17 protein-coding genes are annotated in these 13,128 nt (G+C 74.0%); 13 read left to right on the forward strand and 4 right to left on the reverse strand.

Features of this window, described 5'->3' with window-relative positions; genetic code table 11:
- Nucleotides 1-23 precede the first annotated feature (23 nt).
- A complete protein-coding gene (locus tag ACO0E0_RS06385) occupies nucleotides 24-992 on the forward strand; it encodes an aldo/keto reductase (protein ID WP_422870569.1) in 969 nt (322 codons plus the stop codon).
- A 122-nt stretch (nucleotides 993-1,114) separates the two neighbouring features.
- Nucleotides 1,115-1,684: a hypothetical protein gene (locus ACO0E0_RS06390; protein ID WP_422870570.1), complete on the forward strand. Its 570-nt coding sequence runs from the start codon at nucleotides 1,115-1,117 to the stop codon at nucleotides 1,682-1,684.
- 12 nt (nucleotides 1,685-1,696) lie between these two features.
- Here ACO0E0_RS06390 and ACO0E0_RS06395 read toward each other — a convergent pair whose 3' ends face one another.
- On the reverse strand, nucleotides 1,697-2,344 hold the full coding sequence (locus ACO0E0_RS06395) for an NADPH-dependent F420 reductase (RefSeq protein WP_422870571.1): 648 nt from the start codon (nucleotides 2,342-2,344) through the stop codon (nucleotides 1,697-1,699).
- A gap of 75 nt (nucleotides 2,345-2,419) precedes the next feature.
- Between ACO0E0_RS06395 and ACO0E0_RS06400 the strand changes: the two genes are divergently transcribed.
- The 5 genes from ACO0E0_RS06400 (at nucleotide 2,420) to ACO0E0_RS06420 (ending at nucleotide 5,310) form a co-directional block, all read left to right on the forward strand.
- On the forward strand, nucleotides 2,420-2,704 hold the full coding sequence (locus ACO0E0_RS06400) for a GNAT family N-acetyltransferase (RefSeq protein WP_422870572.1): 285 nt from the start codon (nucleotides 2,420-2,422) through the stop codon (nucleotides 2,702-2,704).
- A gap of 20 nt (nucleotides 2,705-2,724) precedes the next feature.
- On the forward strand, nucleotides 2,725-3,183 hold the full coding sequence (locus ACO0E0_RS06405; protein ID WP_422870573.1) for a VOC family protein: 459 nt from the start codon (nucleotides 2,725-2,727) through the stop codon (nucleotides 3,181-3,183).
- A 7-nt stretch (nucleotides 3,184-3,190) separates the two neighbouring features.
- On the forward strand, nucleotides 3,191-3,709 hold the full coding sequence (locus ACO0E0_RS06410) for a MarR family winged helix-turn-helix transcriptional regulator (protein WP_422870574.1): 519 nt from the start codon (nucleotides 3,191-3,193) through the stop codon (nucleotides 3,707-3,709).
- Between the two features lie 5 nt (nucleotides 3,710-3,714).
- On the forward strand, nucleotides 3,715-4,230 hold the full coding sequence (locus tag ACO0E0_RS06415; RefSeq protein ID WP_422870575.1) for a metallophosphoesterase family protein: 516 nt from the start codon (nucleotides 3,715-3,717) through the stop codon (nucleotides 4,228-4,230).
- A 96-nt stretch (nucleotides 4,231-4,326) separates the two neighbouring features.
- Complete coding sequence (locus ACO0E0_RS06420; protein WP_422870576.1) at nucleotides 4,327-5,310, forward strand: NUDIX domain-containing protein; 984 nt, start codon at nucleotides 4,327-4,329, stop codon at nucleotides 5,308-5,310.
- Here ACO0E0_RS06420 and pcp read toward each other — a convergent pair.
- A complete protein-coding gene (gene pcp / locus ACO0E0_RS06425; protein WP_422870577.1) occupies nucleotides 5,307-5,954 on the reverse strand; it encodes a pyroglutamyl-peptidase I in 648 nt (215 codons plus the stop codon). The genes ACO0E0_RS06420 and pcp overlap by 4 nt on opposite strands.
- A gap of 163 nt (nucleotides 5,955-6,117) precedes the next feature.
- Between pcp and ACO0E0_RS06430 the strand changes: the two genes are divergently transcribed.
- The 4 genes from ACO0E0_RS06430 to ACO0E0_RS06445 all read left to right on the forward strand — a co-directional run bounded on the left by ACO0E0_RS06430 (nucleotide 6,118) and on the right by ACO0E0_RS06445 (nucleotide 9,397).
- Nucleotides 6,118-6,861 carry a phosphotransferase gene (locus ACO0E0_RS06430; protein WP_422870578.1) on the forward strand — a complete coding sequence of 248 codons (744 nt, stop codon included), beginning with the start codon at nucleotides 6,118-6,120 and terminating at the stop codon, nucleotides 6,859-6,861.
- 8 nt (nucleotides 6,862-6,869) lie between these two features.
- The gene (locus tag ACO0E0_RS06435; RefSeq protein WP_422870579.1) at nucleotides 6,870-7,676 is read left to right on the forward strand and encodes a DNA glycosylase AlkZ-like family protein; all 807 of its coding nucleotides are present in this window, start codon (nucleotides 6,870-6,872) and stop codon (nucleotides 7,674-7,676) included.
- An 87-nt stretch (nucleotides 7,677-7,763) separates the two neighbouring features.
- Nucleotides 7,764-8,267: a hypothetical protein gene (locus ACO0E0_RS06440; protein ID WP_422870580.1), complete on the forward strand. Its 504-nt coding sequence runs from the start codon at nucleotides 7,764-7,766 to the stop codon at nucleotides 8,265-8,267.
- A gap of 185 nt (nucleotides 8,268-8,452) precedes the next feature.
- Nucleotides 8,453-9,397 (forward strand): J domain-containing protein, encoded by a 945-nt coding sequence (locus ACO0E0_RS06445; RefSeq protein WP_422870581.1) that lies wholly within the window; start codon nucleotides 8,453-8,455, stop codon nucleotides 9,395-9,397.
- A 29-nt stretch (nucleotides 9,398-9,426) separates the two neighbouring features.
- Here ACO0E0_RS06445 and ACO0E0_RS06450 read toward each other — a convergent pair whose 3' ends face one another.
- Entirely contained in the window at nucleotides 9,427-9,789 is a 363-nt protein-coding gene (locus ACO0E0_RS06450) for an RNA-binding S4 domain-containing protein (RefSeq protein WP_422870582.1), read from the reverse strand.
- 57 nt (nucleotides 9,790-9,846) lie between these two features.
- Here ACO0E0_RS06450 and ACO0E0_RS06455 point away from each other — a divergent pair, with 57 nt between their 5' ends.
- Entirely contained in the window at nucleotides 9,847-10,113 is a 267-nt protein-coding gene (locus ACO0E0_RS06455) for a hypothetical protein (protein WP_422870583.1), read from the forward strand.
- 130 nt (nucleotides 10,114-10,243) lie between these two features.
- Nucleotides 10,244-11,509 carry a hypothetical protein gene (locus ACO0E0_RS06460; protein ID WP_422870584.1) on the forward strand — a complete coding sequence of 422 codons (1,266 nt, stop codon included), beginning with the start codon at nucleotides 10,244-10,246 and terminating at the stop codon, nucleotides 11,507-11,509.
- Between the two features lie 48 nt (nucleotides 11,510-11,557).
- Here the strand turns inward: ACO0E0_RS06460 and ACO0E0_RS06465 are convergent, their stop codons facing one another.
- Nucleotides 11,558-13,105 (reverse strand): S1C family serine protease, encoded by a 1,548-nt coding sequence (locus tag ACO0E0_RS06465; protein WP_422870585.1) that lies wholly within the window; start codon nucleotides 13,103-13,105, stop codon nucleotides 11,558-11,560.
- Between the last annotated feature and the right edge of the window lie 23 nt (nucleotides 13,106-13,128).

Consider the following 13,128-nt stretch of genomic DNA (forward strand, 5'->3'; position numbering starts at 1 on the left):
GTCACGCCGGTACGGTCGAGGACATGGCAGACATCGAACACCGTCCACTCGGTCCCTCCGGACTCGTCGTCTCGACGGTCGGCATCGGGTGCAACAACTTCGGCCGACCGGGGACGGCCACCGAGACGCAGGAGGGCACCGACGCGGTCGTGGGCGCCGCCATCGACGCGGGGGTCACGCTGTTCGACACGGCGGACGTCTACGGCGGTGAGCCCGGTCGGTCCGAGACGATGATGGGCAGGTCGCTCGCCGGACGACGCGACCAGATCGTCCTGGCGACGAAGTTCGGTGCCGACATGCGCGGCGCGAACGGTCCGGACTGGGGGGCGAGAGGGTCGCGACGGTACGTGCGACTCGCCGTCGAGTCGTCGCTCCGACGGCTCGGGACCGATTGGATCGACCTCTACCAGATGCACACACCGGACCCGATCACCCCGATCGAGGAGACCCTGTCCGTGCTCGACGACCTGGTCCGCGAGGGCAAGATCCGCTACGTCGGCCACTCGAACTTCGCCGGGTGGCAGATCGCCGAGGCCGAGCTGACGGCGTCGATCGCCGGGACGACGGCGTTCGTGTCGGCGCAGAACGAGTACAGCCCGCTCGCGCGCGGCGTCGAGGACGAGGTCCTCCCCGCAGTGCGCGCGTACGCCCTCGGGTTCCTGCCGTACTTCCCGCTGTACAACGGTCTGCTCACGGGCAAGTACACGGAGGCGGGCGGCCCCGCGGACGGCCGGATCTCGACGCTCAAGCCCGAGCTGCTCGAGCGCGCCCCGTGGGACGTGCTCCGCGCGGTCCAGGGGTTCTGCGACGCCCGGGGGATCTCGATGCTCCAGGCGACCTTCGCGTGGTTGCTCGCGCAGCCCGGGTTGACGAGCGTCATCGCCGGTGCCACCAAGCCGGAGCAGATCCTGCAGGACGTCGATGCCGGCACGGCGTGGACGCCGTCCGAGGACGAACTCGTCGAGCTCACGGTGCTGTTCGACGGCGCGTAGCCGTCCGAGTGGGCGCCGTGCGGGATGCGGACATGGGTGTCGGACGCCGGGCTCCGGCCGACCCCGGCCGCGTAACGTCGCCGCTCCGCAGCCGTTCGAGGCTGTGGAGCCAAGGAGCTGACATGGCAGGCAACCTCATCGGACGGTCGATCACCGACCTCAGCGCGGGCACCTGGTTCGGAGGGTCCCTGATGGGTGCCCTCGGACTGAACGGTGCGGCAGCCGAGGCGAAGGACGCGGAGGAACGGACCCGGCTCGCCGCGATCGGCTGGCAGCGGTGGGCTCCGGTCCAGGGTGCCGCGACCGGTCTGTACGTCCTCGGCTCCCTCACCGAACTCTGGAGCAACAAGGGGCGGTCCGCCACCCAGCACGGCGTCGGGCGCCTCAACGCGTACAAGGCCGTCGTCCTCGTGGCGGGGGTCGCCGCGACCGTCTACACCGGTGTGATCGGTGCCCGGTACGGGCGGCTCGTCGCCGAGGACTCCCGGAAGGGCGAACCCGCCGAGGGCGCCACCGAGCCGGGCACAGGGACCTCGCCGGAACTCGCGAGCGTGCAGAAGCAGCTCCGGGTCATGCAGTGGGTGCAGGTCGTCTTCGGAGGATGGCTCATCGTCGTCGACGCCAAGGAGGGCGAGATGCAGCGCCCGGCGAACGTCGCGAAGGGCATCGCGCGGAAGCTCGCCAAGCGCTGATCCCGCGCCGTCCTACATGTCGGCGTAGCGCTTCGCGTCCGCGACCGCGAGCTCCAGGCCGACCGCGTCGAAGGGCTTGACGTACCCGGGGGTGTCGCGCTGGATGCGCCATCCCTCGCTGAGCACACCGATGTCGACCGGTTCGAACCCGAACTCGTCGACGAGGTCGGCGACGGCCTTCCGTGCCTCCGGGTCATCTCCGGCGACGATGAGTGCGCGCCGGCCGACGGTGCCCTTCGGGGAGCCGGCGGTCGTGAGGTCGGACGCCATGATGTGGTTGAACGCCTTCACGACGTGGGCGTCCGGGAGCTGGTCTTGGAGCAGCTCGGAGACGGTCGTCGACTCGTCGTCGAGCGCCTCGATCTGTCCGTCGCGCTGCGGGTAGTAGTTGTTCGTGTCGACGACGACCTTGCCCGCGAGCGCGGCGGCCGGGATCGACGGGATCGCTGCGAGCGGGGTCGTCACGACGACGAGGTCGCCCTGGGCCGCGGCCTCGTCCCTGGTGGCGGCGGACGCGTGCTCGCCGAGTTCCGCGACGAGGTCCGCGAGCGTCTCGGGACCGCGCGAGTTGCTCATCACGACGTCGTAGCCATGTTCGACGGCGAGCCGGGCGAGCTGGGAGCCGATGTTTCCTGAACCGATGAATCCGATGGTGGTCATGCCTCCAGACAACGCCCGTGGTGCCGGTGCATTCCGAGGTTCCTCCCGGGAGCGGCAGGGTGCAGGATGTGGGACATGACGCACGAGTTCCGCGACGAACCAGCGCAGGACCGGTACACCCTCACGGTCGACGGCGAGCTCGTGAGCGTGCTCGACTACCGGGTGGACGGCGACGCCATCGCGTTCCCGCACACCGCCACGATCCCGGCGCACCGGGGTCGCGGGTACGCTGCGGAGCTCGTCGCCGCCGCGGTCGACGACGTCGAGCAGCACTCCGCCCGCCGGGTCGTGCCGATGTGCTGGTTCGTCAGCGCGTGGTTCGACCAGCACCCCGAACGATCCCACCTGCTCACCCGCTGAGCCCCCGACAGGAGTCCGCCATGCAGCGCATCGTCCCGTTCCTCTGGTACGACCACCAGGCCGAGGACGCGGCCCGGCTCTACACCGGGCTGTTCCCGGACTCGTCGATCGACACCGTGACGAAGATGGCCGACGACCGGACCGTCGTCGTCGAGTTCACGCTGCTCGGGCAGCCCTTCCGGGCGATGAACGGCGGACCGGGCCACCCCCACTCCGACGCGGTCTCGTTCCAGGTCGACGTCGACGACCAGGCGGAGCTCGACCGGGTCTGGGACACGCTCGTCGCGGACGGCGGTCGCGGAGTGGGGTGCGGCTGGCTCGTGGACCGTTGGGGCCTTTCCTGGCAGGTCGTGCCGACACGGCTCGGGGAGCTGATGGCGGACCCGGACCCCGAGCGGGCCGGCCGGGCGATGGCCGCCATGATGGAGATGGTGAAGCTCGACGTCGCGGCGCTCGAGGCAGCTGCCGACGGGCGATGAGTCCGCGGTGACGCAGGAGGGACACGGCCGACTCCGCGAGGCCGACGTCGCCCGCGCGTACGCGGAGCTGTCGCGGATCACCCGGCGTGCTGCGGTCCGGGCGCGCGGGCCGGAGTCGGCGCTCAGCATCGTGGACCACTCCCTCGTCGACTTCGTCGCGCAGCATCCCGGGTGCATGGCCATCGACATCGCCCGGTCCCTGCGTCTCAACCGGTCGACGATCTCCCGACAACTGGCCGGCCTCGTCCGCGCCGGACTCGTCGAGACGGTCGACGGCGGCACCGGGAACGGGAAGCCGCTCGGTGTGACCGAGACGGGTCGTACGTCGCTCCAGCGGTCGGTGCGCCTGCACCGGGACAGCCTCGAGGAGCGCCTGGCGTCCTGGTCGGACGACGACGTCGCGCTCCTCGCCGGTCTCCTCGAGCGGCTCGGCGCCGCCGACACCGTCGCCGCGGGCGGCACCGTCGCCGCGGACGACACCGCGGACGAACCGGCCGACACCCCCGACACCGTGTCCGGGCGCTGACGGACATGGGTGCGATCGACGTCGTGGCGCTCTCCGACACCCACCTGCCGAAGCGTGCGAAGGACCTCCCGGCGGCACTGTGGGCCGCGATCGACACCGCCGACGTCGTCGTGCACGCGGGGGACTGGGTCGACCTCGACACGCTCGACCGGATCGCGGCGCGGGCGTCGGTGCTCGTCGCAGTGCGTGGGAACAACGACGGCCCCGAGTTCGACGACCGGCTCCCGCTCGTGGCGACGAGGACCATCGGCGACCTGCGGTTCGCGGTGGTGCACGAGACCGGGGCGTCGACCGGTCGCGAGACCCGGATGGCAGCCGAGTACCCGGACGCCGACGTCCTGGTGTTCGGACACTCGCACATCCCGTGGGACACCGTCGCACCGAACGGTCTCCGGCTGCTCAACCCGGGGTCGCCGACCGACCGCCGTCGGCAGCCGACCGGGACCTGGATGCGGATCCGGGTCGACGGGTCGGACCTCGGCGTCGAGCTGGAGCGCGTCCCACCCCGCGGCTCATCCTGACCGCGACGACCGTGGCCGCGGCTCATCCTGACCGCGGCTCATCCTGACCGCGGCCGATCCTGGCCGCGCCTGACCGGGACGTGGGAGGCTTGCCCCATGCACGACGAGCCGCGCGGCGACCTCCCCGGCCCGGTCGAGCACCCGCCCGTCCCCGCTGGTTCGCACCCGGGGCCGCCGACCGGCCCGCGCGACCCGGGCGACGCCTGGGCGTACGGGCCGGACGGCCGGAAGGCGTGGGGGCTCTTCGGGGCCGCCGGCCTGCTCGTCGACGACGGCGCGGGCCGGGTCCTCCTGCAGCACCGCGTCGAGTGGAGCCACTACGGCGGCACGTGGGGCATCCCGGGCGGCGCGCGGCACGAGGGCGAGGACGCCGTGACCGGTGCCCTCCGCGAGTCCGCGGAGGAGGCCGCCGTCCCCGCCGATGCGCTCCGGCTCCGGCACACGTCCGAGCTCGACCTCGGCTTCTGGACCTACACCACGGTCGTCGCCCGCGCCGACCGGCCGTTCGACCCGGTGATCGGCGACCGGGAGAGCCTGTCGCTCGACTGGGTCGCCGTCGACGCCGTCGAGGCCCTTCCCCTGCACCCGGGCTTCGGCGCGAGCTGGCCGGGGTTCCGTGCCGCGTTGCCCTCGTCGCCGGCGGTGGTGGTCGACGCCGCGAACGTCGTCGGCAGCGTCCCGGACGGCTGGTGGCGGGACCGCGCCGGTGCTGCCGCGCGGCTCGTCGACGAGATCGGCGGGGTGGCCCGCACCGGGATCCCGGCGGACGAGTTCGCGCTGCCGTTCACGACCTGGTGGCCGGCCTGGACCGTGGTCCTCGAGGGCGATGCGCGCGCGACGCATGCGCCGGTCGTCCCCGGACCGTCCGGGTCCGCGGCGGCATCGGTCGACGTCGTGCTCGCGCCGGGGAGCGGGGACGACACGATCGTCGCGGAGACGGGCCGCGCGCTCGCGTCCGGGCACGCTCCCGTCCTCGTGGTCACGGCCGACCGGGAGCTCCGGTCCCGGGTCGAGGCCTTCGGGGCCGCGACACGCGGCCCCTCCTGGCTCCGCGAGCGCTTCCCGTCCGGGCGACCCTAGGCGATCGCGCCCCCGGGTTCCGCGGAGTCGGGCGCCGGGTCGAGGGCGGCCCGCACCGCGGCCGTGAGCCCCGACACGAGGACCTCGAGCGGCACCGCGGTCGCGTCCGGACGCTCGGACACGCGGGTCTCCGGCGTCGCCGGGACGTGCACGAACCCCGCGCGCATCCCGGGACGCTCCGCCGCCAGGGACTGCAGCGCGTAGAAGACGTGGTTGCACACGTACGCGCCCGCGGTCGCCGACAGGGCGGCAGGAGCGCCGGCCTGCTGTGCCGCCGCGACCATCCGCTTGACCGGGAGGGAGGTGAAGGAAGCGGCCGGGCCTCCGGACCGGACCGGGGCGTCGACGGGCTGTGCGCCGTCCGCGTCCGGGATCCGGGCGTCGTCGAGGTTCACCGCGATGCGTTCCGGGGTGATGCCGGTGCGCCCCTCGGCGAGGCCGACCGCGACCACGACGTCCGGCACCACCCGGTCGACTGCCGCGGTCAGGACCTGTACCGCACGGTCGAACGCCACCGGGAGGAGCACCGCCTCGACCCGCTCGTCGCCCTGCCAGTCTGCGGCGATCGCCGACACGGCGTCCCACGACGGGTTGCGGACGGCACCCGCGAACGGTTCGAACCCGGACAGGAGGATCGTGGTCATGCGGCAAGCGTAGGCCGGGTCCGGTGGCCGGTCGCGTCCGGCGACCCCACCGCCGCACGTTTCCGGCAGGTGAAATCAGCAGTCACATCGGCAACGACCAGGAACGCGACGAGTAGCCTTGCCGGACGACGTCGACGACGACGTCACGCTTGGAGGCTGACCCATGGAACGGATCACCAGGGCCGACGACCGGGTCCACCGCCCGGCCGGACCGTGGACCCCGACGGTGCACCGGTTGCTCGCCCACCTCCACGACGCCGGCTTCGTCGCGGCCCCCGAGCCGATCGCCCTCGGCGAGATGCTCGAGACCGTGTCGTTCATCCCAGGCCAGGCCGGCGAGTACCCGTGGACGGCCGACGTCGCCTCCGAGGCGGCCCTCGTCACGTCCGCCCGCCTGCTCCGGAACTACCACGACGCGGCGGCGACCTTCGTGCGGAGCGAGGACGACATCTGGTCGCAGGCAGCGCGCCTGCCCGTGGAGACCATCTGCCACGGTGACTTCGCGCCGTACAACTGCTCGTTCGACGGCCGGAACGCCGTCGGCATCTTCGACTTCGACACCGCGCACCCGGGTCCCCGGGTCTGGGACGTCGCGTCCGCGGTGTACCGGTTCGCCCCGCTCACGACGGGCGACGACCGCAGCACACCGACGCCGAGTCTCGATCACCGACTCGTCCGCGCCGCCGAGTTCTGCCGGGCCTACGACCTGGACGCCGGGAGTCGCGCGGAGCTCGTCGACGCGATGGTCGCCGGCCTCGTCGCGCTCGTCACCACGATCGAGACACGCGCGGCGGCCGGCGACGCCAAGTTCGCCGAGGACCTCGAGCAGGGCCACGCGGACCTCTACCGCGCGGACGTCGCGTACATCGAGTCGCACGCTGCCGCGATCCGGGACGCGGTGCGCTGAGCACATCGATGACGCGCGCTCCGACACCGGCGCGACTCCGCGCCGAACGGGTCGCGTCCCAGGGGATCGGGCGGAGCGCCGCGGTCCTCGGCGGCCAGGCCGTCGCGGTCGGTCGGGTCCTCGACCGGATGCTCGCGCTGCAGGGGCAGGACCTCGGCCTCGACGACCGGCTCCTCGACCGGGCACGGGACCTGGTCGTCGGCGCGCTGTCCGGCGGGGTCGCGATGACCCGGGGCGAGCTGTTCGCGGTCCTCGAGGCCGGCGGTGTCCCGACCTCGGCGCAGCGCGGCGCCCACCTGCTGCTGCACTTCGCGCAGGAGTCGTTGATCGTGTGGGGCCCGTCGGCGCCCGTCGGACAGGCGCTCGTGCTGTTCGACGAGTGGGCACCCGCGGCCGGACCGGTCCCCGAGCGGGACGAGGCACTCGGGCGGGCGCTCCTCGGGTACCTCCGCGGTCGCGCCCCGGCCACGCTCGCGGACTTCGCCGGGTGGACGAAGCTGCCGCTCGCGGACGCACGGCGGGCCCTCGAGGTCCTGCGGTCCTCGGGCGGGGCGTTCCCGGGCGGCAGCGGCGAGGAGGTCGAACGGATCGGGGGCGACTCGGACCGCGACGTCGACGCCCTGCTGCGCCTGCCCGGGACGGCGACCGGGACGGGTGCCGACCTCGCCCGCGGCCCGGTCCGCGTCGCGAGTGCACACCTGCTGCCCGGGTTCGACGAGCTCCTGCTCGGGCCCGCCGACCTGCGCGCCGTGACCGCCGCGGCGGAGCGGTACGGGCACTTCGCGGACTCGGCCGTCTCGGTCGCCGGCGGCTGACCGCGGGCGCCGGGTGCGCCTCCCGCCCGGGCCCGATCTGCCGATCCGGTCTTCCGCGATCGCACGGGTGCGCGCTACGGTCCTGGCATGGGGGAAGGCACGCTCGACGAACCGGTGATGGCGGCGACCGGACGGACGCTCCGGTTCCGCGGATGGATGGTCGTCCTGCTGACGATCGTGGTGCTCGCGCTCTACCAGGCGCTCGGGACCTGGAGCGCCGGCGGCGGCCTCGGCGGTGTCGACGCCGACGGCAACTGGGTCGACGCGTCCGGCGCGGTGGTCGACCGGGCGCCCCCGTCGGTGGAGGTCGTGGGACATCCGGCGCCGATCGTCGTGTTCTTCATCGTGTGCGCCGCGGCGGTCGCTCTGGCCGTGCCGCCGGTCCTCGCGCGGACCGGCCACGACCGGGCCGGACGACGACTCCGGACGGTCGCGACCTGGGCGATCCCGGTGCTGCTCGTCGTCGGGGTCCTGGTGTACAGCGTGTGGCAGCTGCACGTCGTCACCGCCGCCGTCGCCGTCGGTGACGTCCACCCCGCGTTGTTCCCGTTCGGTGGTGCGACCGCGACCGTCGGACCGATGACACGCTGAGCCGTGGCCGTGGCCGTGGCCGTGGCCGTGGCCGTGGCCGTGGCCGTGGCCGTGGCCGTGGTCGTCGCCAAGGCCGTGGCCGTCGCACCGGCACCCTGCGCTCCGGCGGTGCCCAGCGGATGCCCGGGTTCCGCACGGCTCGCCGTGACCGGACACGCACCGCGGTTCGGTACTGTTCCAGGGCCATGACCGACAGCCCTGCCGACGCGACGCCGTACGAGGTCCTCGGTGTCACCGCCACCGTCGACGCCGACGAACTCCGTCGTGCCTACCGACGAGCCGCCCGTGAGACCCATCCCGACCTCGGCGGCGACCCGCAGCGGTTCCGTGCCCTGCAGTCCGCATGGGAGCGCGTCGGCACGCCCGAGGCGCGGCGTGCCTACGACTCCGGTGCCGCGGCGAGTGCGTCGATCCACGCGCCGTCCGGGTCGTCGGTCTGGCGCTCCGACGCCGGCCGCTCCGCGTACGCCCCGCCGTCCGCGCGGCGTGACTCCCGTCCCCGAGCACGGTCGTTCGGGCATCCCGGCGGCCGTTCGAGAGAGGTCTTCCTGCAGGCGGAGCGGGAGTGGGTGGGGCTCGGCGACCCGATCGAGGACCCGTACGACCCGCAGCTCGTCCGCTCCGCTCCTCGGCACATCCGACGCCTCCTCGGGGAGGCCCTGGCCGAGGAGTCGACCGCGCTCATCGTCGGCGACCTGGGCATCGGCGTGACGGTCTGGCACGACGTCGACGCCGGACCGGAGGGCAAGCTCGACCACGCCGTCCTCGCACCGTCCGGTCTGTGGGCACTCGAGTCGATCGACTGGGGCGGCCCGGTCGAGGTCGAACGCGGCGAGGTCGTCGGACCGACGCTCGCGCCGGGGGAGAAGCCCGTCAAGGAGCTCGTCCGTGCGGCACGCGCCGTCACGAAGCAGACGCGGGTGCGGTTCACCGGGCGGATCCTCGTCGTCCCGGACACCGCGATCGAGGACGACGTCCAGATCGTCGGCAACCCGAAGAAGCCGACCGCGCTCGTCGTCAAGCGGCGCAGTCTCGCGATGGTGCTGAACGGCGGGTACGGACCTGACCGGGGGGCCGTCGACGTGTTCGAGGTGCGGGCCCGCCTGCAGGAGACCGTCCGCTTCGTGTAGCCCCTCGGTCCGCTGCCGGCCGACGTCGCTCAGTGGCCGCGCAGTCGCTTCAGGTCCCGACGCTCCCGCTTGCTCGGCCGCCCGGTGCCGCGGTCGCGCGTCGGCACGAAGCCCGCCTCTTCGGGCGTGGGCGGCGGCGGGGTGCGGTCGTCGACGTACTCCGCGGCGACGGCCGCCCCGACACGCTTGACGATGACGCCCTTGACGACGACGATCCGGTCGAAGCCGTTCGCGCGCACCCGGACCTCGTCCCCGGGGCCGACCGTCTGCGCGGCCTTGGCCCGCTCCCCGTTCACCCGGACGTGGCCGGCGCGACATGCAGCGGTCGCGGCGGAGCGGGTCTTCGCGAGCCGCACCGCCCAGATCCAGCTGTCCACCCGGGCGCGTTCCATGCCGGACAGCCTAGGCGCGGCCTCGGGGCACCGGCCGGTGCGTCGTAGGGTTGCCCCGTGGACCGCGACGACGACCGTGCCGGCGTGCACCGTCGCCGTGCGGTGGCGTTCCTCGCCGCGGCGCCGCTCGGGAGCCGCGTGGTCGTGCGGGCCCTCGACGGCACCGGTGCGCGGGACGCACTCGGCGAGCTCGTCGCCCGGACGGACACCTCGTGCACGGTCCGGACGAGGCGGGAGGACCTCCGCATCGCCCTCACGGACGTCGTCGCGGCGAAGCCGGTCCCGCCGCCGCCCGCCCCACGCCCGCGTCGCGGCGTGTCCTGACCGCCGCGACGCGCCCCGCGCCTCGTCCCCGCCGCCGCCCCGTCCCCGCCGCCTCGTCCCCGTCCCCGCCGCCGCGCCGTCCCCGCGCGCCTCGTCGGACACGTGCGTCCCCGCCCGTAGCGTGGACCGCATGGACGTCTCCCCGCTGCCCGGTCCGGAACGCGCGGGCACGGTCGAGGAGCGCACCGCCCGCATCACCCTGCGCCGCCCCGTGTCGTGGACGAGCGACGTCCCGTCGGGCAGTGACCTCAGGATCACGGCCGGCACGACCCCGGGCGACGGCACGGTCTCGGGCGACGGCACCGCGACCGGCGTCGTCGTGACCGTGCGCTCCCGTCCGAGCGAGCACGACGTCGTCACCGAGCACCGCGGACTCCTCGACCGACTCCCCGGTTCCGTGGACGGCGTCCTCGTCGTCGGCGTCGATCCGTGGACGACCGCCGGCGCCCCGGGACGGCTCGTCGAGTACCGCCGACCGACCCCGGCGGGCGACACGCTCGTGACCCACCTGCTCCTCGCGACGGGGCGCCACCGCGTCGACCTGCTCGTGGAACGGCCCCTCGCCCTGGTCGCGACGACCGACGACGAGGTCTTCCGGGTCCTCGACTCGGTGCGGGTCGTCGGCACGCCCCCCGCGCCGACGGTTGCTCGAACGGACACCGCAGCGGCCACCCCGGAAGCGCTCCCGCCCGCACCCGTTCCACCCTCGCCCACCGGGCCGTCGATCGACGACGAGGCCCTCGCCACCCTGCAGGGCATGGCCGGACGACGGTGGAACCCCGGGGTGCTGCGGACGCAGGGCGGTCGGACGCTCATCGACCGGGGACTCGTCGGACGGTTCGGCACGGTGCCCGCAGCGACGTCCGCCATCCTCGGTCCCTGGGCCGCCGACGTCGTCCCGCTCGCCCTCGAGCAGCGGGGCCCGTCCGGCGCGGTCCGGCTCCGCGCCTGGATCGACGGCGACCACGCGACCGTCCTCGACGGCGCTGCAGCGGCCGGCGAGGTCACCGAGTCGGCGGTCGCGTCCGTGGACCGGGTCGCGCTCGTCGCGCTGCTGGCCGGGAGGCTCGGCACCGGTCCGACATGGACCGTCCCGTTCCGGACGACCCGGCTCGGCGCCGCGCTGCTCGAACGTCGTCTCGCGGCCGGTGCGGACCTCGCGCCGCTCCCGGCCGACGTCCGGAGCGGGGACCCGGTGCTCGCCCGGCTGTGGGACCAGCCGTGGACCGTGTCGTCCCTCCGGCGCCCGGGCCGGCCGCACCCGGTGACGATCGTCCGTGCCGCCGACGGCGTGTTCGCCCGGGTCGGTCGGACGTCCGGCGCCGACCGGGCGTTCCGCGTCGAGGCCCCGGCGAACCTGTACCGTCTGCTCGTCCGGACGGTCCTCGAGGACTGAGCCCGCGCCTCCAGGCCGGTCGGCCCGGGGTGCGGCGCGTCCCCGGGGTCAGTCGGCCGGTCCGGAGACGAGGGTCGCCGTCACCGAACCCGCCGTGCCGTCCGCGGTGGTGTAGCCGACCGTGACCGTGTCGCCGATCGCGTGCGCCTTGATGAGGCTGCTCAGCTGGTCGGACCCGGTGACCGCGGTGCCGTCGATGCTCGTGATGACGTCACCGGCGGCCAGCCCGGCCTTCGCCGCGGGCGACCCCGCCACGACACCGCCGAGCGCGACGCCCGACGTGGTGGTGCCGGTGGACCCGCTCGACGCCGTGGAGAGCTCCAGGCCGAGGAACGCGGGGAGGCCGATGGTGACCGTCGACGACGCCTTGCCCGCCAGGATCCGGTCCGCGATGCTCTTCGCCGTCTGGATCGGGATCGCGTAGCCGGTGACGTCGCTCGAGCCCGAGGACGCCGCCGTGGTCATGCCGACGACCTCGCCGTCGGCGTCGAGGATCGGACCACCGGAGTCGCCGGACACCACGTCCGCGTTCACCTCGATGAGTCCGGACAGCGACTCGGTGCCGGTCCCGGACTCGCTCTGCACCTGGATGCTCTGGTTGAGGGCGGTCACCGTGCCGCCCGCCGACACGAGGTTCCCGGTGCCCTCGGCGTTGCCCACGTCCGTCACCGCGTCGCCCGCCGCGAGGTCGCCCGAGGTGTCGAGGGTCGACGTCGTCAGCCCGGATGCGTTCCGGAGCTTCAGGACGGCGACGTCGTCGGTGGAGTCGGTGCCGACGACGTCGGCGGTGTACTGCTTGCCGGTCGACTCGACCGTCACGGTGATGCTCGTCGCGCCGTCGATGACGTGGTTGTTCGTGAGGACCTCACCATCCGAGGAGATGATCATCCCGGTGCCGGCTGCCTGCGACTGCGTGTCGTAGTCCAGGGTCGAGACGATCGTCACGACGCCCGCCTTCTGGGAGTCGGTCGCGGGGGTCGCCGACGACTGCGTCGAGGTGCCACCCGAGCCGCTGCCGCTGCCGCCCTGTGCGCCGGAGCCGCCCTCGGTCCCGCCCGGCAGGCCGGTCCCGCCCGGTGTGCCCGTGCCGGTCTGTCCGGAGCCGCTCTGGCCCTGCGTCTGGCTCGAGGTGGTCTGCTCCGACCCCCGCGTCGCGAGGCCGAAGGCCGTGCCGCCGGCAGCGCTGACGATCGCGAGTGCCGCGATGCCCGAGCCGACGATGAGACCGATGTGCCGACGCTTCCGCGACCCGCCGCCGAAGGCGCTGCCCGGTGCGTCGGCGCCGTGTCCGGACGGCACACCGTTCCGACCGTGGGCCGTGCCGGATGCAGACGACGCGGCTGCGCTGCCGACGAGGTACGGGCCGCGACCGTCGTGTGTGTAGGTGTACGGGCCGGACCCGTCCGGACCGTAGAGGTACGGGCCGGAGCCGTCGAACGCGTAGGCGCTCCGGAGTGTCGACGCGTCGACGTGCGGGGCCTCCGCCCAGGCCGGCACGGTGTACGCGGGGGTGGCGGGTCGCGGGTCGGTCGGCGCGGCAGCCTCGTCGTGCTGGTGGCGCTCGTCGTCTGCGGGGGTGGTGGGGTTGTCGTTCATCACTGTCTCCGGTGGCTCGTCCG

The sequence above is a fragment of the Curtobacterium phyllosphaerae genome (genome assembly GCF_049341865.1).
GTDB classification, from domain to species: domain Bacteria; phylum Actinomycetota; class Actinomycetes; order Actinomycetales; family Microbacteriaceae; genus Curtobacterium; species Curtobacterium phyllosphaerae.